The 22,555-nt window shown below is 60.6% G+C and carries 25 protein-coding genes; 12 read left to right on the top strand and 13 right to left on the bottom strand.

The annotated features are described in order from the left end of the window. Positions 1 to 13: 13 nt before the first annotated feature. The 4 genes from ASE36_RS13995 (at position 14) to ASE36_RS13980 (ending at position 2,769) form a co-directional block, all read left to right on the top strand. Positions 14 to 994: a sensor histidine kinase gene (locus ASE36_RS13995; RefSeq protein ID WP_244474748.1), complete on the top strand. Its 981-nt coding sequence runs from the start codon at positions 14 to 16 to the stop codon at positions 992 to 994. A 45-nt stretch (positions 995 to 1,039) separates the two neighbouring features. Next, positions 1,040 to 2,125 (top strand): putative zinc-binding metallopeptidase, encoded by a 1,086-nt coding sequence (locus ASE36_RS13990; RefSeq protein ID WP_062280497.1) that lies wholly within the window; start codon positions 1,040 to 1,042, stop codon positions 2,123 to 2,125. Positions 2,126 to 2,221: 96 nt separating this feature from the next. Then, the gene (locus ASE36_RS13985) at positions 2,222 to 2,548 is read left to right on the top strand and encodes a hypothetical protein (protein ID WP_244474747.1); all 327 of its coding nucleotides are present in this window, start codon (positions 2,222 to 2,224) and stop codon (positions 2,546 to 2,548) included. After that, positions 2,545 to 2,769 carry a hypothetical protein gene (locus ASE36_RS13980; protein ID WP_062280492.1) on the top strand — a complete coding sequence of 75 codons (225 nt, stop codon included), beginning with the start codon at positions 2,545 to 2,547 and terminating at the stop codon, positions 2,767 to 2,769. The genes ASE36_RS13985 and ASE36_RS13980 overlap by 4 nt, the downstream gene beginning before the upstream one ends. Before the next feature lie 95 nt (positions 2,770 to 2,864). Here ASE36_RS13980 and ASE36_RS22250 read toward each other — a convergent pair whose 3' ends face one another. Next, on the bottom strand, positions 2,865 to 3,029 hold the full coding sequence (locus tag ASE36_RS22250; RefSeq protein ID WP_082511077.1) for a DUF1328 domain-containing protein: 165 nt from the start codon (positions 3,027 to 3,029) through the stop codon (positions 2,865 to 2,867). 217 nt (positions 3,030 to 3,246) lie between these two features. Here ASE36_RS22250 and ASE36_RS13975 point away from each other — a divergent pair, with 217 nt between their 5' ends. Then, on the top strand, positions 3,247 to 3,408 hold the full coding sequence (locus ASE36_RS13975; RefSeq protein WP_244474746.1) for a NepR family anti-sigma factor: 162 nt from the start codon (positions 3,247 to 3,249) through the stop codon (positions 3,406 to 3,408). After that, positions 3,405 to 3,971, top strand: coding sequence for an RNA polymerase sigma factor (locus ASE36_RS13970; RefSeq protein ID WP_062280489.1), 567 nt, complete (start codon positions 3,405 to 3,407; stop codon positions 3,969 to 3,971). Before ASE36_RS13975 ends, ASE36_RS13970 begins: the two co-directional genes overlap by 4 nt. On the opposite strand, the gene ASE36_RS13965 is transcribed toward ASE36_RS13970, so the two are convergent. Further along, entirely contained in the window at positions 3,939 to 4,340 is a 402-nt protein-coding gene (locus tag ASE36_RS13965; protein ID WP_062280485.1) for a response regulator transcription factor, read from the bottom strand. The genes ASE36_RS13970 and ASE36_RS13965 overlap by 33 nt on opposite strands. A gap of 112 nt (positions 4,341 to 4,452) precedes the next feature. Here ASE36_RS13965 and ASE36_RS13960 point away from each other — a divergent pair, with 112 nt between their 5' ends. Further along, on the top strand, positions 4,453 to 5,208 hold the full coding sequence (locus tag ASE36_RS13960) for a Crp/Fnr family transcriptional regulator (RefSeq protein ID WP_062280482.1): 756 nt from the start codon (positions 4,453 to 4,455) through the stop codon (positions 5,206 to 5,208). Between the two features lie 73 nt (positions 5,209 to 5,281). Here the strand turns inward: ASE36_RS13960 and ASE36_RS22245 are convergent, their stop codons facing one another. After that, complete coding sequence (locus ASE36_RS22245) at positions 5,282 to 5,446, bottom strand: DUF1328 domain-containing protein (RefSeq protein ID WP_082511118.1); 165 nt, start codon at positions 5,444 to 5,446, stop codon at positions 5,282 to 5,284. A gap of 258 nt (positions 5,447 to 5,704) precedes the next feature. Here ASE36_RS22245 and ASE36_RS13955 point away from each other — a divergent pair, with 258 nt between their 5' ends. After that, positions 5,705 to 7,276 carry a Re/Si-specific NAD(P)(+) transhydrogenase subunit alpha gene (locus ASE36_RS13955; RefSeq protein WP_062280480.1) on the top strand — a complete coding sequence of 524 codons (1,572 nt, stop codon included), beginning with the start codon at positions 5,705 to 5,707 and terminating at the stop codon, positions 7,274 to 7,276. A 21-nt stretch (positions 7,277 to 7,297) separates the two neighbouring features. After that, positions 7,298 to 8,797: an NAD(P)(+) transhydrogenase (Re/Si-specific) subunit beta gene (locus ASE36_RS13950; protein ID WP_062280476.1), complete on the top strand. Its 1,500-nt coding sequence runs from the start codon at positions 7,298 to 7,300 to the stop codon at positions 8,795 to 8,797. Positions 8,798 to 8,884: 87 nt separating this feature from the next. Here the strand turns inward: ASE36_RS13950 and ASE36_RS13945 are convergent, their stop codons facing one another. Further along, entirely contained in the window at positions 8,885 to 10,048 is a 1,164-nt protein-coding gene (locus tag ASE36_RS13945) for a serine hydrolase domain-containing protein (protein ID WP_062280474.1), read from the bottom strand. Between the two features lie 163 nt (positions 10,049 to 10,211). On the opposite strand from ASE36_RS13945, the gene ASE36_RS13940 reads away from it, so the two are divergent. Then, on the top strand, positions 10,212 to 10,784 hold the full coding sequence (locus ASE36_RS13940) for a TetR/AcrR family transcriptional regulator (RefSeq protein ID WP_062280473.1): 573 nt from the start codon (positions 10,212 to 10,214) through the stop codon (positions 10,782 to 10,784). A gap of 75 nt (positions 10,785 to 10,859) precedes the next feature. Here the strand turns inward: ASE36_RS13940 and ASE36_RS13935 are convergent, their stop codons facing one another. Then, on the bottom strand, positions 10,860 to 11,702 hold the full coding sequence (locus ASE36_RS13935; RefSeq protein WP_062280470.1) for a fumarylacetoacetate hydrolase family protein: 843 nt from the start codon (positions 11,700 to 11,702) through the stop codon (positions 10,860 to 10,862). Positions 11,703 to 11,799: 97 nt separating this feature from the next. After that, a complete protein-coding gene (locus ASE36_RS13930) occupies positions 11,800 to 12,531 on the bottom strand; it encodes an SDR family oxidoreductase (RefSeq protein WP_062280467.1) in 732 nt (243 codons plus the stop codon). A gap of 212 nt (positions 12,532 to 12,743) precedes the next feature. Here ASE36_RS13930 and ASE36_RS13925 point away from each other — a divergent pair, with 212 nt between their 5' ends. After that, positions 12,744 to 13,541: an IclR family transcriptional regulator gene (locus tag ASE36_RS13925; protein WP_062280461.1), complete on the top strand. Its 798-nt coding sequence runs from the start codon at positions 12,744 to 12,746 to the stop codon at positions 13,539 to 13,541. Positions 13,542 to 13,580: 39 nt separating this feature from the next. Then, complete coding sequence (locus tag ASE36_RS13920) at positions 13,581 to 14,420, top strand: amidohydrolase family protein (RefSeq protein WP_062280452.1); 840 nt, start codon at positions 13,581 to 13,583, stop codon at positions 14,418 to 14,420. Here ASE36_RS13920 and ASE36_RS13915 read toward each other — a convergent pair. The 7 genes from ASE36_RS13915 to ASE36_RS13885 all read right to left on the bottom strand — a co-directional run bounded on the left by ASE36_RS13915 (position 14,417) and on the right by ASE36_RS13885 (position 22,554). Continuing rightward, positions 14,417 to 15,094: a TetR/AcrR family transcriptional regulator gene (locus ASE36_RS13915; protein WP_082511073.1), complete on the bottom strand. Its 678-nt coding sequence runs from the start codon at positions 15,092 to 15,094 to the stop codon at positions 14,417 to 14,419. The two genes, ASE36_RS13920 and ASE36_RS13915, sit on opposite strands and share 4 nt — an antisense overlap. Positions 15,095 to 15,099: 5 nt before the next feature. Then, on the bottom strand, positions 15,100 to 16,773 hold the full coding sequence (locus ASE36_RS13910) for an amidohydrolase (protein ID WP_062280447.1): 1,674 nt from the start codon (positions 16,771 to 16,773) through the stop codon (positions 15,100 to 15,102). Positions 16,774 to 16,797: 24 nt separating this feature from the next. Further along, positions 16,798 to 18,480: an amidohydrolase gene (locus ASE36_RS13905; RefSeq protein WP_062280444.1), complete on the bottom strand. Its 1,683-nt coding sequence runs from the start codon at positions 18,478 to 18,480 to the stop codon at positions 16,798 to 16,800. A gap of 24 nt (positions 18,481 to 18,504) precedes the next feature. Further along, positions 18,505 to 19,686, bottom strand: coding sequence for a serine hydrolase domain-containing protein (locus tag ASE36_RS13900; RefSeq protein WP_062280442.1), 1,182 nt, complete (start codon positions 19,684 to 19,686; stop codon positions 18,505 to 18,507). A 72-nt stretch (positions 19,687 to 19,758) separates the two neighbouring features. Then, the gene (locus ASE36_RS13895) at positions 19,759 to 20,793 is read right to left on the bottom strand and encodes an extracellular solute-binding protein (RefSeq protein WP_062280435.1); all 1,035 of its coding nucleotides are present in this window, start codon (positions 20,791 to 20,793) and stop codon (positions 19,759 to 19,761) included. 35 nt (positions 20,794 to 20,828) lie between these two features. Further along, positions 20,829 to 21,638, bottom strand: a complete 810-nt coding sequence (locus ASE36_RS13890; RefSeq protein ID WP_156378651.1) for an ABC transporter permease — start codon at positions 21,636 to 21,638, stop codon at positions 20,829 to 20,831. Next, complete coding sequence (locus ASE36_RS13885) at positions 21,631 to 22,554, bottom strand: ABC transporter permease (RefSeq protein ID WP_062280431.1); 924 nt, start codon at positions 22,552 to 22,554, stop codon at positions 21,631 to 21,633. Before ASE36_RS13885 ends, ASE36_RS13890 begins: the two co-directional genes overlap by 8 nt. Position 22,555: the final 1 nt, after the last annotated feature.

The following is a 22,555-nucleotide window of genomic DNA, read 5'->3' as shown; positions in this document are numbered from 1 at the left end:
CTTGGTACATCGGTTGACATGGTTTGAACCTCAGCGCGGCGAGGACCAGCTGCGTGAGTTCTTCATAACCGCACTGATCGACATGGGTGCAAGCCTCATTCTGCAGGATCGCGATGGGACCTATGTCTGCATCACGACGCTGCCGCCGCGTTGGAAGCTGACGCCGGGCACGCAGCCCACAGACGATTCTGTCTTCGGCAAGGAGATCGGCGAGCGACTGGCCGAGATGAAGTCAGGCCTTTCCAGACCAGGCGACCGGGCGGAGCTGGAAATCGAAGCCGGTGACGACACCTTCTTCGAGTTTCGCTGCCGGTTGGTGGAGATGGATGATCACGACCTCCACCTGATCACCGTCGTTATCGACCGCACCGAAGACCGGCGCCGGGAGAGGCTACTCCGCGCCTTGTTGCGCGAGGTCAGCCACCGATCGAAAAACCTGCTCGCCATCATCCAGAGTATCGCGTCTCAAACGGCGCGGTATTCCGGGACTTTGCAGATGTTCCTCGGCAAGTTCCGGGGCCGGTTGCATGCGCTATCCCAGTCGCAGGATCTGATTACCGATTCCAGCTGGCGGGGTGCGTATTTCCGGGATCTGCTGAAGCAGCAGGTCGAGCGGTATGTCCAGGAAAATGCCGACCTCGTGCAGGTCTCAGGCGACGATGTTCTGCTCACGCCGAACGCGTCGCTTCACATCGGTTTGGCGCTGCACGAGCTGGTGGTGAATGCCGTCAGTCATGGCGACTTCCTGCAGCGGCGTTTGCCGATCGAGGTGTCATGCCGACGTCATGAGTTGCCGGATGGCCCGGTCGTCACCATCACCTGGAAGGAGCCGTTTGCCGGCCAGGACGATAGCAAGGATGTCAAGGCGAGCCGGTTCGGCAGCACAGTGCTTGAGCGGGTCGTGCCTTCATCGGTCAATGGCCAAGCCTGGCATGAGCTGAAGAATGGCCTTGTGCGTTACGAGCTGACCTTCCCGCTCGAGACCTTCGACTGACGTGCCCTTGCCCTCGCGGCGCCCTGCTCACCTGTGAGATCTGTCATGCGCCTGTTTACCTGCAGCAACTGCACGAATGTCGTCCACTTCGAAAACACAGGTTGCGTCACCTGTGGCGCCCGCCTTGCCTTCCGGCCAGCGGCACTTGAGATGATCGCGCTCGATCCCGAAGGCACGCCCATCTTGTCCTTTGGTCAGTCGGCAATCGGGGCTGTCATGCCTTGCTCCAACTCCGCCATTGGCGGCTGCAATTGGCTGGTCGATGACGGCGACCCATCTGGCTTCTGTGTGGCCTGCCGGCACAATGTCACCATTCCCGATCTCACGCTGTCCGATAACCAGTTCAACTGGCAGAAGATCGAGCTCGCGAAACGGGGCCTGTTCTATTCGCTGCTGCGCTTCCGGTTGCCATTGGTGACGCGAACGGAGGATCCGGAAAAGGGTCTTGGTTTCGCCTTTCTCGCCGATGATCCGGGCGCGGAGGGTGAGGAGGCGCATGTGCTGACCGGTCATGCCGAAGGGCTAATCACGCTCAACATCGCCGAGGCTTCTGATCCGGAGCGGGAAGCCCGGCGGGTGGCGCTTGGCGAGCCGTTCCGCACCCTGCTTGGTCACTTCCGCCATGAGGTTGCCCATTACTACTGGAACGTCCTCGTGCGCGACCGCGGTGCCTTCGAAGACTTTCGCCGCGTCTTCGGCGACGAACGGCTTGATTACGGCGAGGCGCTGGAGCGGCATTATGCCGAGGGCCCTGGTCTCGGCTGGGAGCAGAGCTTTATTTCCGCCTATGCGGCGAGCCATCCCTGGGAAGACTTCGCGGAGACGTTCGCGCATTATTTCCATATCGTGGACGCGCTCGATACGGCAGACGCATTCGGGTTGCGAACCAATCCGGATGTGGAGACGGATGCGGTCGGGATCGAACTGCGCCGCACTTTCGACAGTTACGGCAGCGGGACGATCGAATCGCTGATCCGCGCATGGGTGCCGTTGACGCTTGCCATCAACAGCATCAACCGCAGCATGGGCCAGCCGGACCTTTATCCCTTCGTGTTGTCAGAGCCGGTCTTCGACAAGCTTCGATATATCCACTCTCTGATCCGCTCCTCGGCGCTTGCCGTTCCTTCCTGAGCCTTAGATCTCAAGGCTAACCGGAACATTCGACCGTTATCTCGCGTTAACACTTCAGTAACGTGGAGACCGGTCATGAACAGTATGGCAGCCCTAATGATCATCGTTGCCTGCCACCCGCAGGATGCGACGTGTCTGGAAGAGCCGGTCGCCGTTATCTCTTACCAGAACGATGACGCTTGCTTTGCGGCTCTGAGCAAAGAACTCGCCCATGCGAGAACAATGGCCAAATTGGTCTATGGTGATTGCGTGCCGGTAAGTGCTGATCTGGTGGCCGGCAAGACGATCCGTCAGGAAATCGATCCTGCCAAGCTTGTTGCTCTTAATCAGACCGCCCCCATCGCGCGTCCTGTCGAGGCGCAGGCCTTGGTCATGCCGACGCGCATTCCGGTCCCAGTCGAGCGTTTTCAGGATATCCGATGAGTGACCTTGATCCGGCAGGGAATTCTGGTTCTGCGGGTGAGGACGATCAATCTCCCTCCTCGCGGAAAGTCGATGCACGCAACAGAGCGATCGCTCAAGACGCAGGCTTGGACCGCGATCTCGAATCTCAGGTCCCACCGGTCTACGGCCGTTTCACCACCCTTGTGATCGCGGCTCTGGCCGCCCTGGCGGTTGTGCTGCTGTTGTGGATCCTGATCTAGGCTGGAAGCCCACCTCACATTTTTCTTGCACCGAAAAGCGAAAGAGGAGGCCGTGCCTTGGGCAGCGGCCTCCTCTTTTCCCTCATGTCCTGCGGTCAGGCCTGCCGAAACAGACGCATTGCAAGCGAAACGAGGAAGAGAATGATAAAGATTGCGAAGAGGATCTTGGCAATACCGGCGGATGCGCCAGCAATACCACCAAATCCAAGTACGCCTGCGATCAGGGCGACGACGAGAAAGACAAGAGCGTAGTAGAGCATAGGGGTTTCTCCTGTTGCGACGTCGGCACAACGTTCCCACTCGACCTTTGTTCCATCTCGCTCGCATTCGTTCACATTTGCGAGGGTCGGCGAAATAATTGATTTTTGTCGGAACATTGTTGCGCAATACGCGTTCTCTGCCGACAATCGCTCAAACCCGTTGGACCACATGACAGATAACTCCAAGAAAGTGACAGTGTCGGAAGGGCTGCCTGGAATGGCTGCCTTTCATCCCGGCGTGTCGGCCCAGTTGCGCGAATTCTACCAGTCGGTCCAGGAAGAGGGGATCCCGCAACGGTTCCTCGAACTTCTTGAACGTCTGGACATGGCAGAGCGCCGTGCAGAGGAAGGCATCCAAAACAGGGAAGTCGCTCGATGACCGTTGACGCCAAGTCGACCGACCACTCGTTCAAGCGCGACCTTCTGGCGGCGCTGCCGAACCTGCGAGCCTTTGCGGTATCTTTGACCGGGCGCCACCACGTGGCCGATGACCTGGTTCAGGATACCATCATGAAAGCCTGGGCAAAGCAGGACCATTTCGAGCCGGGCACCAACATGAAGGCCTGGCTGTTCACCATTCTTCGTAACGAGTTCTATTCGCAAATGCGTAAGCGTGGCCGCGAAGTGTCCGATACGGATGGCATCTTCACGTCGCAGCTTTCGACGCATCCCCAGCAGTATGGCTCGCTTGACCTGCAGGATTTCAAGCGTGCTCTTGACCAGTTGCCGAGCGACCAGCGCGAAGCCATCATTCTGGTCGGGGCCTCGGGTTTCGCCTATGAAGAAGCGGCCGAGATCTGCGGCTGTGCTGTCGGCACCATCAAGAGCCGTATCAACCGCGCCCGCAACAAGCTTCAGGAGATCCTGGGCGTGAGCGGCGAGGGTGACTATGGGCCGGATGCGAACAGTTCAGCGGTTATCAAGAAGGCCTTTGCCGTCTGAGCCTCTACGGCTGGCTGCCAGCTCGACAGCGGCGGCCAGCGGCTCAGGCAGTGGCGGTTTTGGGACGATCGGATAGGAGGAGCCACTGGCGCTTTGCTCGTGGAAATCTCCGTATGACGACAAGAAGACGGGTTCTGCGCCTGTTGCCCGGATGAGTTCAGCTCGCGACAGATTGATTTCATCGCTGCCGGCGGCATCAAGAATAACAACGTCGAACGGGGTGGAAGAAAGTTCCTGCTCCCAGCGGGGAAGCGGTGAGATCGTCACTTCACAGGCGATCATCTCGCAGAGCATGCGCTCCACTTCCATGGCGATGAGGTACTGGTTTTCCGCGATCAGAATGCGGAGAGGTGATGCGGGCATGACCATTCCTTTTGTGGACCGCTTTATGGTCTGCGTCGGTCTGCACGTCATTTAAATAAGACATGTCGGTCATCAGAGTTCCAAAAGGGAACAAGGCGGCCATAACTTGAGGTCCCATATGGTATCGGAACCGCGCCAGAATCCGGTTCGTGTCAGTTGTTATGAGTGCCCCTTGCGCAGCATGGCCCAGTTTCGTCCCTTCACCAATGAAGAACTGGAATTCGTTGCACAGTTCAAGCGGGGGGAGCTTCAGGCGGATCCCGGCACCACGGTGCTGGTCGAGGGAGCTCGCAGCGCTCATCTGTATACGGTGCTGGCCGGCTGGGGCTTCCGCTACAAGATTCTGGAAGACGGGCGCAGGCAGATCCTGAACTACGTGGTGCCAGGCGACATGGTCGGGTTGCAGGGTGCGGTCATGGCCGAGATGCAGCATTCGGTCGAGGCGCTCACACCAATGACGCTCTGCGTGTTCGAGCGCAGCCGGCTGTTTTCTCTCTTTGAACGTCATGCCGGACTGGGCTTCGACCTCACATGGCTTGCGGCCCGGGAAGAGGTGATCCTCGACGAGCATCTGCTCAGCATCGGGAGACGCTCGGCACTTGAGAGGGCGTCCTATCTGCTGGCGTTTCTCTTTGACCGGGGCGTTCTCGCAGGACTGCTCGACGACAACCGCCGCCACATTCCGGTTACCCAGATGCATTTCGCCGATACGCTCGGCCTATCCATCGTTCACACCAATAAGACGTTGAAGAAGCTCGCGGATCGCGAACTCATTCGGTGGCGGGACCGAGGCTGTGAGGTGGTGGACCCCGAAGGGTTGCGTGCAATCGCTGGCTGGAGCCCGGGCGAGACCCGGATCCGTCCTTTCATCTGAAGGCTTACCCACGACGAAAATGGGCCCGCATCACAGTGCGAGCCCATTTGCTTTCTGCCTGCTTGCTGCGTTGTCAGGCGACGACAATCACGCCGGTGAACAAGGCGATGATGATGATCACCAGCACGACGAAGATGAGGATCTTCGCAATGCCCGCCGAGGCGCCTGCGACGCCACGAAAGCCGAGAAGACTGGCGACAGCGGCGATCAGCAAGAAAATCAGGATCCAGTGCAGCATGAGGTTCTCCATATGTTGTTCCGTCGGAGAAACAGGTGACCTGCGGTAATTGTTCCACGCTGGGATCTTGATGCCTCTGCGGCTGGATGCAGTGCAGCAAAAATCGTTTTAAGTTCTTTCGCGGCAGTAGAATGGGACACTTCGCATAGAAAGCGGACTGGACAGTCGCGCCTCCTTCTGCTCGTGTCCCCAATGGAGAGTCCTGCCACTTCGGTCGCGGGACTGAATGTCTTGGAGTGAGGATCGAGGGAGATGGGATTGAAGATCGGATCGCCTAAAGAGATTTATGCAGGTGAAGCGCGCGTCGGCATGACGCCGGACAGTGCCATTCAGCTGCAGAAGCTCGGTTATGAATGCGTCATAGAGGCGGGCGCCGGCAAAGGGGCCGGACTTTCGGACGATGCCTATCGCTCTGCCGGCGTGACGGTTGTCGAGACGGCCGCGGCCCTTTACGAGACGGCCGACATCATCGCCAAGGTGCGCCCGCCCGAGGCGCTCGAGGTGGACCGCCTGTCTCCCGGCAAAACGCTGATCTCCTTCTTCTATCCGGCGCAGAATTCGGCCCTGCTCGAACAGGCCAAAGACAAGGGCGCGACCGTTGTCGCCATGGACATGGTGCCGCGCATCAGCCGTGCCCAGAAGATGGATGCGCTGTCTTCCATGGCCAACATTGCCGGCTACCGCGCCGTCATCGAGGCCGGCAACAATTTCGGCCGCTTCTTCACCGGCCAGGTGACGGCCGCCGGCAAGGTTCCGCCGGCCAAGGTTCTGGTCATCGGCGCCGGCGTTGCGGGGCTTGCCGCCATCGGTACGGCGACTTCGCTCGGCGCCATTACCTATGCCTTCGACGTGCGGCCCGAAGTTGCCGAGCAGATCGAGAGCATGGGCGCGCAGTTCGTCTATCTCGAATTCGAAGCCACGCAGGACGGGGCTGCGACGGGTGGGTATGCGGCCCCGTCTTCGCCGGAATTCCGCGAAAAGCAGCTCGCCAAGTTCCGCGAACTGGCGCCCGAGATCGACATCGTCATCACCACGGCGCTGATCCCCGGTCGTGACGCGCCGAAGCTTTGGCTCGCCGATATGGTGGCTGCGATGAAGCCCGGTTCTGTCGTCGTCGATCTCGCAGCCGAGCGTGGCGGCAATTGCGACCTCACCGTTCCCGACCAGAAGATCGTGTCGGAAAACGGCGTCACCATTGTTGGCTACACAGATTTCCCGAGCCGCATGGCCGCCCAGTCCTCGACGCTCTATGCCACGAACATCCGCCACATGATGACGGATCTGACGCCGGCCAAAGACGGGGTCGTCGTGCACAATATGGAAGACGATGTTATCCGCGGTGCCACTGTCACCAAGGACGGCGAGATCACCTATCCACCACCGCCACCGAAGATCCAGGCGATCGCGGCTGCCAAGCCGAAGGAAAAGGTGAAGGAGCTGACGGCGGAAGAGAAGCGGGCGCAGGAAATCGCAGCCTTCAAGACGCAGACCCGCAACCAGGTGGCGATGCTTGCCGGTGGCGGTGCGCTGATCCTGCTCGCCGGTCTCTACGCGCCGGCGAGCTTCATGAGCCATTTCATCGTCTTCGTGCTGTCCTGCTTTGTCGGCTTTCAGGTCATCTGGAATGTCAGCCACTCGCTGCACACTCCGCTGATGGCGATCACCAATGCCATCTCCTCGATCATCATTCTGGGCGCCCTGATGCAGATCGGTTCGGGCAACTTCCTGGTGATCATCCTTGCCGCGCTCTCGGTGCTGATGGCCGGCATCAACATCTTCGGCGGCTTCATGGTGACACGGCGCATGCTCGCCATGTTCCAGAAGTCTTGAGTTAGGGGAGGGCACACACACATGGAATACGGATTCACCACAGCGGCCTATGTCGTCGCCGCCGTTCTCTTCATTCTCTCTCTCGGCGGGCTCTCCGGCCAGGAAAGCGCCAAGCGCGCTGTCTGGTATGGCATCGTTGGCATGGCGCTTGCTGTTGCCGCCACGCTTTATGGCCCGGGTGCGGGCAACTGGTTCGTCTCGGTCGTGATGATCGCCATTGGCGGCGCGATCGGTTGGGTGGTTGCCCAGCGGGTCCAGATGACCGAGATGCCGCAACTTGTTGCGGCCATGCATTCTCTGGTCGGTCTTGCCGCTGTCTTCATCGGCTTCAATGCCGAAATCGAGATGTGGCGCATCGCGAGCACGCTGTCCAATGCGGGCCTCGCCACCTGCGGGCCTTTGAGCGCCGTTGCGTGCGCGCTTCAATCCGGTCAGGCTTCGCTGTTCGGTGAGTTCTCAGGTTTTGCACTCAAGATCGCCGAAAAGACCGCAGTCGAAGTCGCCATTCTCAAGATTGAAGTGTTCCTCGGCGTCTTCATCGGTGCCGTCACCTTTACCGGATCGGTCGTTGCCTATGGCAAGCTTGCCGGCAAAGTCGACGGCAAGGCGAAGAAGCTGCCTGGCGGGCACCTGCTCAATGCCGCTGCCGCCATCGGTTCACTGATCCTGCTGGTCCTCTACTTCCAGGGTGCCGGCAGCTGGACGCTGATCCTGATGACGCTGCTCGCGCTCTTCATTGGCTATCACCTGATCATGGGCATCGGCGGCGCAGATATGCCGGTGGTCGTGTCCATGCTCAACAGCTATTCCGGTTGGGCGGCCGCAGCCATCGGCTTCTCGCTGTCGAACGATCTTCTGATCGTCGTCGGCGCCCTGGTCGGTTCTTCAGGTGCGATCCTCTCCTACATCATGTGCAAGGCGATGAACCGCAGCTTCATCTCGGTCATCCTCGGCGGCTTCGGCGGCACGACGGGACCGCAGATGGAAGTGACCGGCGAGCAGATCGCGATCGATGGCGAAGGTGTCGCCAATGCGCTCAACGATGCCGACTCGGTCATCATCATCCCGGGCTACGGCATGGCGGTCGCCCAGGCGCAGCAGTCGGTCTCGGAACTGACCCGCAAGCTGCGCGCTGCCGGCAAGACCGTGCGCTTCGCGATCCACCCGGTCGCCGGCCGCCTGCCGGGCCACATGAACGTTCTTCTTGCAGAAGCGAAGGTGCCGTACGACATCGTTCTGGAAATGGACGAGATCAACGAGGACTTCCCCGAAACGGATGTGGCGATCGTCATCGGCTCGAACGACATCGTCAACCCGGCCGCCCAGGAAGACCCCAATTCGCCGATCGCCGGCATGCCGGTTCTGGAAGTGTGGAAGGCCAAGCAGGTCTTCGTGTCCAAGCGCGGCCAAGGCACCGGCTATTCCGGCATCGAGAACCCGCTGTTCTACAAGGAGAATACGCGGATGTTCTATGGGGATGCAAAGAAGTCGATCGACAGCATCCTGCCGCTGATCAAGTAAGCGGACTGGGTTTTCAAGATGGAAAGCCGGGTGGTGACGCCCGGCTTTTTTGTGTAAATCATCTGCGTGACGGGCGGCCAGCCGGCGCTATTGCACCGTCCCAGCCACTTGTTCAGCAATACCCCGCACCAGGTCCAGGCCTTCGATCTGGCCATAATTGCCCGCCGTCGTGACGACGACGAGGTCGAGGCCGGGGACCATCACCATGGACTGTCCGCCATTGCCGACGGTGGCCGCAGCTTCCAGACTTTTACCGTGCCAGGATAGGGTCCGTGTCCAGAACTGGTACCCATAACCATCCCGAGGGACAGCCGATATTTGGGAACGGGTCGCGTCAGCGATCCAAGCTGCCGGGACGATCTGGTGCCCCTGCCAGCGGCCGCGATCGGTGAGCATGACGCCGATTTTCATCAGGTCGCGCGGTTTGAGACGCAAGCCTGCGGCAGCGAAAGGCTGGCCTCTCAGTGTGGCTGACCATTGCCAATCGGTGATGCCGAGCGGTTCGAAGAGCAGGTCCCCCGCCAGCGCGCGTAGGTCCTTGCCCGTCTGTCGAGTCATGATGTCGGCCAGCAGGGCCGTCGCGCCGCCGCTATACGTGAAGACCGTTCCCGGCGGCTCGGTCACCGGAAAGCTGAAGACATAAGGGAAGGGCTCCGCGCGCCAGAGCAGACCGAGCTCGTCGCTCATGCTCGCCAACTGGTGAACCGGAGAAGCTTCCTCCCACGCGAGGCCCAAGGACATGGTGAGGAGATCGCGGATCCGGATTTTGCGTTTTTGGTCCGCCTCGGAAATCTGCTCGTCCGGATAGAGCGAGGCAACAGACGTCTCGAGTGGCGGAACCTCGCCACGTGCGAGCAGAATCCCGTAAAGAAGGCCGACCATGCTTTTGCTCGTCGAGCGCATGTCGTGCAGCGTCTCTGCATCAAAGCGTCGTCGCGTGCCCCAGAGACTGTAAAGGGTGCGATCCACGCCCGGCTTGTAGAGTTCTGCGACGAGCTTTCCGTGTCGCAGGACAAGTAGGCTGTGCAGATTGTTGGGTTCGATCGTCACTCTCTGCAGAAGGGTGCAAAGCGCACTGCCGTCAAACCCTTCGGCTTCGGCATTGCCGACCGCCAGACCATCCGACATTGCGGCCGGGGGCGCACAGGACGGATCGGCGGCAAAGGTCCTGCCCGCACTTGCGATAAACATGCCGAATGCGATGAAGCCCAGTCTCACGAGATGCCCCGTCCGCAGAACCATGGCCGTCATTTCCCTGCTCATCATACAGTCCCTGATTGTTCCATTCGGCCAAGACTATGGGTAAAGCTCGTGGCCTGAAACTCGGATTCCCGATCGAGGTCGTGTTGTGGCGAAGGATGTCAAAACCTCTGTTTTTACGCGGAAAAAGCCCGTCCAGGAGCGTTCCTTGCGTATGGTCGAGACGATCCTGGAGGCCGCTGCTCGGATTTTGGAGAAGGACGGTTTCGACGGTCTTACGACCAATGCCATCGCTGACAGAGCCGGCATCAGCATTGGTTCGCTCTACGAGTATTTCCCCAACAAGGAGGCGATCCTCGTTGCCATGGCGCGCAACATGCTGACTGAAGATGAGGTGATCATGGCGAAAGCCATCGAGGCTGCGCTGGAGGAGCCCGGCAACGATGTGGTGCGCTCGGCCGTCCGGGCTCTGGTCGGGCTCTTCGAACACAAGCGGGAAGTCCGTCGCGTGATCATGTATGTGCATGTCAGGCTAGGCCTGGCGGAGGAACAGATCCTGCCGGTGCAGGCAATTGGCGGCCTCGTCGAGCGCTTGCAGGGCGCAATTTTCGGCGTTCCAGCGATCCCCGTCGACCCCGTGAAGATCTTCGTGCTGGTGCGGGCCGTGCTCGGCGTGGTCAGGAGCGCCTTCATCGAGCGATCGCCGCTGCTCACTTCGGATGCGCTGGAGGAAGAGCTCGTTATGCTGATAAGGCTTTATGCCGAACGGTTTGGTCCGTCAGGTTAAGACAGGCGCTCACAGCCCTGAAATGCAAGACCCCGCCACATGGGCGGGGTCCCACAACGGTCCTATCGGTTTCCCTCAGACATCCGCCTTGAACCTCTGCTTCTGCGTGCCAAGCCCTTCGATGCCGAGTTCCACCACGTCGCCGGCCTTGAGGAACTGCGGCGGCTTCATGCCCAGGCCAACGCCCGGAGGGGTGCCGGTGGAGATGACGTCGCCGGGGTGCAGGCTCATGAACTGCGAGAGGTAGGAGACGAGGTGGGCGACGCCGTAGACCATGGTCTTGGACGAGCCGTCCTGCATCATCTTGCCGTTGACCGAGAGCCACATCTTGAGGTTCTGCGGGTCTGCAATTTCGTCCTTGGTCACCAGCCAAGGGCCGATCGGGCCGAAGGTGTCGCAGGACTTGCCCTTGGTCCACTGGCCTGCGCGCTCGGTCTGGAAGGCGCGCTCGGAAACGTCGTGGGAGACGCAGTAGCCGGCGACATAGTCCATGGCGTCGGCTTCCGAGACGTATTTCGCAGTCTTGCCGATGACGACGCCGAGTTCAACTTCCCAGTCGGTCTTTTCCGAGGTGCGCGGGATCAGGACGTCATCGTTCGGGCCGCAGATGGCCGAGGTCGCCTTCATGAAGATAACCGGTTCCGGCGGAACGGCTGCACCTGTTTCGGCAGCGTGGTCCGAATAATTGAGGCCGATGCAGATGAATTTCCCGGTGCCGGCAACGCAGGCGCCGATGCGGTCGGCAGAAAGTTCCGGCAGCGAAGACGGATCGATTGCAGCAATCTTGGCCAGGCCTTCCGGCGAGATGGCGGCGCCGCCGATATCGGCGACATAGGCGGAAAGGTCACGGATATTGCCATCCTTGTCGAGAAGGGCGGGCTTTTCCTGGCCAAGCGGGCCGACGCGCATCAGTTTCATGGTCTTCTTCCTTTCCGAAAGGTCGCGGCTGAGCCGCTCAATGTTATGTGTTCGCGATGCTGGACGGGAAACCGCCTGACATTTTTCCTCGCATTGCTCAGATGGTCCAGCCGCCGTCGATGGCGAAAGCCTGGCCCGAGGTATAGGTCGCGCCGGCAATATAGACGGCGAGATCGGCGATTTCTTCCGGCGTTCCCAGTCGTCCCATGGGCTGGCGCGCGATGAAGGCGGCACGGGCGGCATCGTAGTCTCCCTGGGCGCGCATGCGGTCCTGCAGCGACGGGCTTTCGACGGTGCCTGGGCAAATGGCGTTGCAGCGAATGCCCTGCGTCACGTAGTCGGCAGCCACCGATTTGGTCAAGCCGATGACGGCGGCCTTGGTGACCGTATAGGCGAAACGGTTCGGCACACCTTTGACCGAGCTTGCCACGGATGCCATGTTGATGATCGAGCCATCGCCACGCTCCAGCATGGCGGGCAGAACCGCCCGGATGGTGCGGATCATGGCGCGGACATTGAGGTCAAAGGCAAAGTCGAGGTCTTTGTCGGCCATGTCGATGACCGTTCCGCTATGCACGACACCGGCGCAATTGAAGAGCACGTCGAAGGGGCCCGTCTCGGCGACCGTGGCCTTGACCGCATCGTCGTTCAGCACATCGAGCTTGCGGGTGATGATGCCTGCTTCGCCATCGAGCGTCGCCAAAGCCTCCGTGTTGATGTCGGTTGCGACAACCGTTGCACCGGCGCGGGCAAACGCGATCGCGCTCGCACGCCCGATACCCTGGCCGGCGGCGGTTACCAGCACATGCTTGTCTTTGAGGTTCATCATTCCCACTCCTCCAGTTCTGCAGTCGTTGCCGGCAAAAGCGTTCGACCAGTCTTACCGCTGACGACCGGCTGTCCCGTTGCGGCGACGACTTCATCCTTCGTCGCCACCTTGATCCTATGACTTGCATAAAAGCTGGCATAATGCGAGCATCATTCATATAGAAAATGATTATTCATATATCATCAGTTTGTGGCTGGTATGGAGATCAGAGAGTGACCGAAGCCGATCCGGATCGTTACCGCGCTCCAGCGCTCGACAAGGGGCTCGATATCCTTGAGCTGCTTGCCGGCGTGGACGGCGGGCTGACGCAGGCCGAAATTGCCAAACGGCTCGACCGCAGCCCGAACGAGTTTTACCGAATGCTCGACCGGCTGGTCCGGCGCAGTTACGTCTCCCGGCTGGAAGGCGACCGCTACATGCTGACGCTGAAGCTGTTCGGGCTTGCGCAGATGCATGCGCCAACACGAAGGCTTTCCTCGTTTGCCACGCCGCTGATGCGCGAACTCGGGGAAAAGACCCAGCAGGCCAACCACATCGTCGTTTATGACCGGGGCCATCCGGTGGTGATCGCCCAGCAGGAGGCACCGGGATATTGGGGCATCTCGATCCGTGTCGGATCTCGCATGGGTCTATTCGATACAGGCTCGGGCCATGTGCTTCTCGCCTTCCGCAGTCCGGAGTTGCGCGCGATGATGGTCGCCGAACATGTCGGAAGCGGCGGTCCGGATGGACGAATGACCGAGGCCTTCGAGGCTCGGCTGGAAGACATCCGTCAGCGCGGCTACGAGATGATGCCAAGCGCCCAGACGCCGGGTGTGATCAACCTTTCTGCGCCGATCGTCAGCGCCGATGGCAGCGCCATTGGAGCCCTGACGGTACCCTATATCGCGCTGATCAATACGCCTGGCGCCGCTGATGTCACCACCACCATCGCCAGGCTTTGCGATACCGCACGGCGTCTGTCAGATCTTGCCGGAGCGGGCCTTGGCGCCGATGCCGCGGCGGACTGAGCAGAGACTTCCACCTTACGGCCTTGGGAGGGGCCATTCATGATTATCGATACCCATCTTCACCTGATCTACCGTGACCGGCTGACCTATCCCTGGCTGAAGAGTGAACCGGCGCTCGATGCGGATTTCACCTATGAGCGCTACACTCGCGAGGCAAGGCGGCTCGGCATTTCCTCGGTTCTGCATATGGAGGTGGATGTCGCGGTCAAGGACATCTCAGCTGAAACAGAGATGATGCAAAATCTCTCACGCGAGCCGGGCAGTCTGCTTCGCGGCGTGATCGCCGCCTGCCGGCCCGAAGATCCGGGCTTCGCCGCTTATCTCGAAACGCAGCGGGCCAACCCCTTCGTCAAAGGCTTCCGCCGGGTGCTGCATGTCGTGCCCGACGACGTCTCGGAGGGTGCGTTGTTCCGTGAGAATATCAAGCGTCTTGCGGGCACCGGTCTCACCTTCGACCTCTGCATGTTTCCGCACCAGATCGACAAGGCAAAGGCGATGATCGATCTTGCGCCTGACGTTACCTTCATCCTCGATCACTGCGGTGTGCCGGATATCAAGGGTCATGGCTATGCGAAGTGGAAAACAGGCATTTCCGAGATTGCGGAACGAGACAATGTTCGTGTCAAAATCTCCGGCATTCCCGCCTATGGCGATCTCGACAACTGGACCCTGGAAGACCTGAAACCCTATTTCGAGCATACGATCGGAGCCTTTGGTTTCAACCGTGCGATCTGGGGCTCTGATTGGCCTGTCTGCACGCTGGGTGGTGGGCTTTCAACCTGGGTCGCGACGACGCAGGCGCTTCTTCATGGCTGCACCGTCGAGGAGAAGGAGACGCTCTTCTCGAAAAATGCCAAGCGCATCTGGCAGCTGGATTAGCGGCTCTTGTCGCGCTCGGCCTTCAGCCGGCGAAAGTAGCCGCGCATGGCAATGATCAGGGCTTCGATGTCGTCGTTTGAGGCAGAGAGATCCTGCAGCGCATAGCTCTGGAGGATGATGCCGTCGATGCCGATCAGCATCTGGCGGGCGACCGCGCGGCCGATGCGGCGCAGGTCTTCGTCCCTGTCATCCTCGAAGACGAGATGGCCGTAGAAATCGATATAGGCGTTGTACTGGCGCGCCGCGAGCCATTCGGAGCCCTTGGTGCGCAGCGCATAAAGTGTCAGTTCGGTCTGGGCGATCTGCTTGTCGCGGGTGCGCTGGATGTAGCGCCAGCTGGCCCTGATCAGCGCCTCCACCCGATCCTCAGGCGCCTCGGGCAGGGCCACGTCCTGGCGATAGGCTTCCTCCATGTCCGCAATCAGATCTTCGAGCACGGCCAGTAACAGGCCTTCCTTGCTGTCGAAATAATAGTGCAGCGTCGCCAGCTTGACCTCAGCAGAAGCGGCAATGCGGCGCGTCGTCAGCGCTTCCATTCCCCCTTGCTCCAAAGCTTCCCGCGCACCCTTGATGATGCGATTGCGCGTTTCCACACCCTTGCGGGTGGCGCCGGCCGCCAGCTTGACGCCGGCGGGCCTGGCTCTTTCATCGGTCTCTGTCTTCGTTGCGCCCATCGTCTCTATTGTATCTCGTGGGTGATCCTGCCGTCGCAGACGGTCAAAACAACGTTCAGGCGGGCGATAGCTTCGCTCTCGACAGACGCGATGTCACCCGAGAGCACAACGACGTCGGCGTAGTAACCCGCCTTCAGCATGCCCTTGCGATCTTCCATGAACTCCACCCAGGCACTAGTTTTCGTATAGGCGGCCAGTGTCTGATCGAGGCTCAGGCGATGATCGGGCATGTCCTCGGCCCAGGGCTTGCGGGTCATGGCGTCGTGTATGCAGTGGAGCGGCGGCAGCGGTGAGACCGGCCAGTCGGTGGCAAAGACGATCTTTGCGCCGGCATCCACCAGGATCTTCCAGGCAAAGGCATAAGGCCAGCGTTCGCGGCCGATGAAGGTGAGATAGGGTTCGAGCGGCAGGCCGGCGGAGCCTGGTGGATGGGTCGGCTGCATCGAGGCGACGGTGCCGGTCGTTGCAAAACGCTTGATGTCGTCGGGATGGACGACCTCGATATGCTCGATGCGGTTGCGATTGTCGCGTCGGCCGTTGGCGTCAATCGACGCCTGGTAACCATCGAGCACCATCCGCACCGCGCCGTCGCCGATGGCATGCACGGCGACGGGGAGGCCGAGTTTGTTGGCTTCAATGGCGACCTGATTGAAGTGCTCAGCGGAAAAGAGCGGTTCGCCCTTCCAGCCAGGCTTATGGGCATAGTCATCGACGAAGACGGCGGTCTCGCCTTCGGTGACGCCGTCCATGAACAGCTTGACGAAGTTGCAGCGCAGCTTGTCGCTGTCAAATCGTGCTCTCCATGCTGCGGCCTTGTCCGTGAGGTCGGAAAGCGGCATGAAGTTCTTCATGTGGAAGGGCATGCGCACGCGCACCGGCAGGCCTTCGGTCTCCTCGATCTCCTGCAACATCTCGAGCTGGTAGAGGTTGCCGTCCATATTCTGGAAAGAGGTGATGCCGAGCGAGGCGCAGTAAGCGAGGCCGTTCTTCAGGACGGCGATGTCGCGCGCGCGTTCCTCCGCCGTCACCTCATCCGGTTCACCGCCGGTGCCGACGCCCAGGCCTTCGCGCCCGCCGGTGATGCTCATGGTGGCGACGGGACGTATGGCGTTGGTCTCGCGCAGTTCGCCGGTCGCGAGACCATCCTCGCCCATGACAATTTCATTGCCGACGCCGACGTCACGGCCTTCCAGAATTCCGGCCATTTTCAGCGCGATGGTATTGGCCCAGCCGGTATGGCGATCTGGGGCGACAAGCAGCAAGGGACGGTCGGAGATGATTCGATCGAGATGGTGGCGGGTAACGCGCTCATCTTCGGACAGGATGGTGTAATCGGCCGATTGGCCGACAAGCAGCGGTAAATCCGGGTTCTCGGCGGCATAGGCTGTGACGGCGGCCGACAGTGCTTCGAAGCCCTTGACGCCGAAGAGCGAGAGTTCGCCGAGCGCCACCGAGCCGCCGAAGATATGCATGTGGGCTTCGTTGAAGCCCGGCATCACCGAGCCGCCCCTGGCATCTATGCGGCGGGTGGAGGGGCCGGCCAGATCGGCAATCTCGGCATCGGTGCCGACGGCCAGAATGCGGTTGCCCGCCAGCGCCACGGCCTGTGCCTCGGGGCGGCTGTCGTCCATGGTGCGGACGCGGCCATTGAAGATGATGATGTCTGCTGTCGTGGTCATCGACGTTTCCTCTGCTGCCGGCTCTCAGGCCTGGCCTTGTGCCTGATAGGTGATCTTGCCGTCGCAGATGGTCACTGCGGCGCGCACCGTCTCCATGATCTGGTCGGGTGCCACGGCTTCGATGTCGGTGTTGAGGATGACGATATCGGCGAGGAAACCGGGCTTCAGCTTGCCTTTGCGGTCTTCCATGAATTCTACCCAGGCACCAATTGATGTGTAGGCCTCCAGCGATTCCTGGAGCGTGAAGCGCTCGTCGGGCAGTCCGTCTTTCCACGGCTTACGGGTCACGGCGTCCTGGATGCACTGGAAGGGCGAGACGGGGGAGACCGGCCAGTCGGAGGCAAAGACGACGGTCGCGCCCGCGTTCTTCATCGTGCGCCAGGCATAGGAATAGGCCCAGCGATCTTCACCGATCTTGGCCGTCGTCGGCTCAGCCGGGAAGCAGGTGCCGCCGGGATAGTGGACCGGCTGCATGGAGGCGACCACGCCGAGGGTCGCAAAGCGCGGGATATCGTCGGGGTGGATGACTTCGATGTGCTCGATTCGGTGACGGTTGTCCTTCTTGCCATTGGACTTCAGGGCTGCCTCGTAGCCGTCGAGCGTCTGGCGGATCGCCGCACTGCCGATCGCATGCACGGCGACCTGCAGGCCTAGCGCATCCGCTTTTGTCGCAATAGCGTTGAAGGCTTCCGGCGTGAACAGCGGCTCATAGGTATAGCCGGGGCGGTCGCCATAACCGTCGAGCATGTAGGCCGTCTGGCTGTCGATGACGCCGTCCATGAAGACCTTGACGAAATCGCTGCGCAGCATGTCTGTCGCAAATTCCGTCTTCCAGCTGGCCGCCTTGTCGAGGTCGGAAAGCGCCATGAAATTCTTCATGTGATAGGGGATGCGGATGCGGCAGGAGAGTTCGCCCGAAAGCTCCAGATCGCGCATCAAACGAAGCTGGTAATGGTTGCCGTCGAAATTCTGGATGGAGGTCACGCCCCAGGAGGCGCAGTAGTCGAGGCCAGCCTTGAGGATGGCGCGGTCGAGCGCGAACTGCTCGGGTGTCACGTTTTCCGGGTCCATACCGGTGACCATGCCGAGTTCTTCGCGGCCGCCGGTGGAAGCGAGCGCCGAGACGGGGCCGAAGGCATTGCCTTCGCGCAGTTCGCCGTTGGCAAGGCCATCTTCTCCCATCACGATCTCGTTGCCGACGCCGACGTCCTTGCCCTGCAGGATACCGGCCTTCTCAAGCGCTGCCGTGTTGGCCCATGCCGTGTGGTGATCCGGTGCGAACATCATGAAGGGGCGGTCGGGCAGGATGGCGTCGAGGTGGTGACGCGTACAGGGTTCTGTCAGCGAGATGATCGAATAGTCGGCGGAGAAGCCCATCAGCAGAGGTTCGTCGGGGTTCTTGGCGGCATAGTCGAGGATCGCTGCCTTCAAGGGCTCAAACCCCTGAATGCCGTGCAGGTTCAACTGGCGCAGCGAGACCGAGCCGGGGAAGATATGCATATGGGCTTCGTTGAAGCCGGGCATGACGGTGGCGCCAGCCGCGTCCATCTTGCGGGTCGCAGCGGTTACCAAGGCTTCCACCTCGGATGTCGTACCGACTGCCAGAATGCGGTTGCCGGCCACAGCGACGGCTTCGGCCGTGGGGTGATCCTGGTCCATGGTGAGGACGCGGGCATTGGTGATGATCAGGTCTGCGGTCTGGGACATGGTCTTTTCCATCAGGAGAATGCGTCAGAGATCCAGCGCTGAGAGTGCGCGGAAGAAGGCGAAGTTGTCGTGTTTCAGCTCGTCATCGAGCGGATTGGGCTGCGAGGAAAGCTTGACGATCACAGTCTCGGTCGAGGGATCGACATAAAGCCACTGGCCGTGGATGCCGATCGCTGCGAATGCGCCGTCTGCTTCGCCGGACTGATACCACTGGCTGCGATAGCGGCCATTCGGGAAGAAGTTCGGTTCGCCATCGACCCAGGCCTGGTGGTCGCCCGCCGTCAGCATGTCGGCAATCCAGACCTTGGGGATGATCCTCTTGCCGTCCACCACGCCATCCTGGCGCAGCATGTCGCCGACACGGGCAAGGTCGCGGGCCGTCACCGAGATGCCGCCGGCCGCCCGCGCCGAGCCTTCGGCATCGACGGTAACGCTCGCATGATGACGGGCGCCGAGCGGTTTCCACAACCGCTCCGACATCACATCGACATAACGCTCACCGGTGGCGCGCTCGATCAGAATGCCAAGCAGGTCGGAATTCGGCGAGGCGTAGAAATGCGGGCCTCCATGAGCGTGGTCCGCCTTCTTGAGGGTGAGTAGGAAAGACAGGAGCGTCTCCGCCGGCTGGCCTGCGACGGCTGGGTTCCACAGAGTGGCGCGGCGATAGCGGGCATAGGCGCCGTCGGTGTTCAGATAGGCTTCGTCGAAGGCAAGACTGACGCGCATGTCGAGCACGTCGCGGATGGTGCAGTCGCCGTATGCGGAACCTGCGGCTTCTGGCAGCAAGCTGGTGACGGGGGCTTCGGGGTCGATCAGGCCGTCTGCTTCCAGCGTCGCGATGACAAGCGCGGTGAGCGACTTGCTGATGGAAAAGACGATGTGGCGCTGATCGATGCCGGACTGGGGGGCATAATGCTCGGCAACGACCGCGCCCTTCTTCATCAGCACGAAGGTATCGGTATGGGCATAATCGAGAAAGGCACCGATCGTCGGCTGGCCGGCAAGGCCATCACTCAGGCTACGCGACAAGAGATCCGTCTCGACCACCGGTCCCTCGGGTCTTTCGGCGCTTGCCGGGATGAGAGCACTCGGTACGATCTCGTCCGCATGGCCAAAGCTCCAGCGGCTATAGGGCGCCGTTCGCCAGGTGGCGAGCGTCACATCCGAGCGTTCAAAGCCGTAGGTCGCCTGGAAACGGGTGGTCATGGGAAAAGGCTCCAGTGCGGGAGAGCCGGTGTGGCTCTCCCGTTCATGTCAGGTCTTGCTGTCAGGTCGGCGTTACTTCTGAACTTCAGTCCAGATCTTCGAATACAGTTGCTGAACGTCCGGCTCGCAGGTGAGCAGGAATTCGCCGGCCTTTTCCAATTCAGGCGGAGCGACGAGCTCCGGCGCATCCTTCATCGCGGCGTCCATGAACGCTTCCGAGCCCTTGATGCCGTTCGCATATTTGGCGAAGTTCGACAGCATGGCGGCATTTTCCGGGGCCATGATGAAGTTCAGGAAAGCCTTGGCGTTGTCGACGTTCTTGGCGTCCTTGAGGATCGCGGCGCTATCCATGAAGACCGGATAGCCTTCCTTCGGATAACCGAACTTGACATCGGGGTTCTGAAGGCGCGAGCGCATGATGGCGCCGTTCCAGTAGTATACGCCGGCATAGTCGCCCGTGGGGAGCTTGTCGGTGACGCTGTAATCCATGGCGAGCCACTTGGCCTTGGCTTCGACCAGCTTGTCACGCACCTTGCGCAGCAGGTCCTTGTCGGTCGTGCACCAGCTGCCGCCGAAATACTTGATCGTGGCGAAGAGCACGTCGTTCATTTCCGGCGTCACGTTCAGCTTGCCGACCAGTTCTTCCGGCGGGTCGAGGAAGATGGCGGAGGTGTTGATGTCACCCTTGTAGAACTTGGTGTTGACGCCGATACCGGTCACGCCCCACTGCCACGGAACGGAATAGTGGCGGCCCGGATCCCACGCGACATCGACCCAGCGCGGATCGACGTTCTTGAAATTCTCCATCTGGTCCGGACGGGATTCGAGCAGCAGGCCCTCGTTGATCCAGATCGGCATATAGTTGGCGGAGGGAACGACGATGTCGAAGCCATGGCCGCCGGCGCGGACCTTGGCGAGGGCGGTGTCGTTCGAATCGTAGTCGGTGATCGTGACCTTGACGCCGAACTGCTCCTCGAACTTCTTAATCATTTCGGGGCTGGTATAGTCGCCCCAGTTGTAGATGTTGAGTTCACCTGCGGCCGAGGCGGCGCCGGCAAGGGTCAGCAGCGTGAGCGTGGCGATCGCCGTCGTGCTCATCCATTTCATTGTCATTCTCCGTTCCTCTCTGTTTTTGATTGATGTCAGGCTTGCGGCTTGCGCCGGTTGATGAAGAAGAAGACCACGATCAGCACGGTCGACAGCGCCAGGAAGATGCTGGCAATCGCATTGATCTCGGGTGTCGTTTCACGGCGGATCTGGCCGAGCATGTAGGTGGGCAGTGTGTCCTGCCCGCCGGATTTGACGAATTCGGTGATGACGACGTCATCCAGCGAGATGACGAAGGCGAGCATGAAGCCGGCGATGATGGCGGGACGCAGAAGCGGCAGTGTCACGAAGCGGAAGGCGCGCCAGGGCGTCGCATAGAGATCGGCCGCGGCTCTTTCGAGTGTGAGATCCATGCTCTCCAGCCGTGCCCGGATGGGGAGGTAAGCGAAGGGAATGCAGAAGGCCGTATGTGCCATGATCAGGTAACCGAGGCCGGAATAGCCGGTCCAGACCTTGATCCGCGAGAAGACGATCAAGAGCGCCACGGCGGTGACGATTTCAGGCACCATCAGCGGCTGGTTGATCGCTGCATATTTCAGCGTCAGGCCGCGATAGCCTTCCGTGCGGGTGGTGGCGAGGGCTGCCATCGTGGCGGTGATGGTGGCAAGGCCCGCTGCCCAGAGCGCGATGATCAGCGAGCGGATGGCGGCATCCTGGACGGCGAGATTGTGCGAGGCGGCGACGAACCAGCGGAACGAGAAGCCACCCCACACGGACAGGCTGTCGCTCGCATTGAAGGAATAGGCAACGAGAGCTGCGATTGGCAGGTAGAGCGCGAAGAAGGTGATCATCGCGATCACGCCGAAGCCGGGCTGGCTCTGAATATCGAAACGACGATTAGACATGACCGGCTCCCGACTTCGACGCATTGCGGACATAGAAGATCAAGGCGAGGGTCACGAGCACCATGAGGGTAATCGACATGGCAGCTCCCAGCGGCCAGTTGCGGCCGGCGCCGAACTGCATCTCGATCAGATTTCCAAGCATCATGTTCTTGCCGCCGCCCAGAACACGCGGAATGACATAGGCGCCAAGCGAGGGGATGAAGACGAGGATGGAGCCGGCGATCAGGCCGGGCTTTACCAGCGGGATGACGATCCGCCAGAGCACCTGGAAGCGGTTGGCGTAGAGATCATATCCGGCCTCGACCAGACGGAAATCGAGTTTCTCGATCGAGGCATAAAGCGGCAAGACCATCAGCGGTAGATAGACATAGGCCATGCCCAAGAGGGTCGCGGTGTCGGTGTAGATGATCTGCAGCGGGCTCTTGATGATGCCGAGCCACATCAAGAGATTGTTTACGATGCCTTCGTTGCGGATGACCTGCTGCATGGCAAAGGTGCGGATCAGCAGGTTGGTCCAGAACGGGATTGTGATGAGGAAGACCCAGATTTCCCGGGTCTTCTGCGGCCGCGTCGCGATGAAGTATGCGGTCGGGAAGCCAAGAATCAGGGTGAGGATGGTCGTGTAGAAGGAGAGCTTCAGCGACCGCCAGATGATCGAGAGGTGGGCGCTGGCCAGTCCGAACGTATCATCGAAGATGTCCCGCTCGAAGAAGACCGAAAACCAGCCTTCGGTGGAGAATTCCCAGGGTTTCACATCGCCGTAATCCCCCTTGGCAAGGAAGGAATAGACCAGCATCACGAAGAGCGGGCCAATGGCGGCGACGAAGATGATGAGGAGGGCCGGGAGGCTCAGGAGCCAGCGGTTTCGGACGTCGCGCGATTTGGCTTGTTCGGGGGCCGTCTGGATCGCGCTCATG

Source organism: Rhizobium sp. Root274 (assembly GCF_001429245.1).
Taxonomy (GTDB): Bacteria; Pseudomonadota; Alphaproteobacteria; order Rhizobiales; family Rhizobiaceae; genus Allorhizobium.
This window is presented reverse-complemented; position numbering and strand designations above follow the sequence as displayed.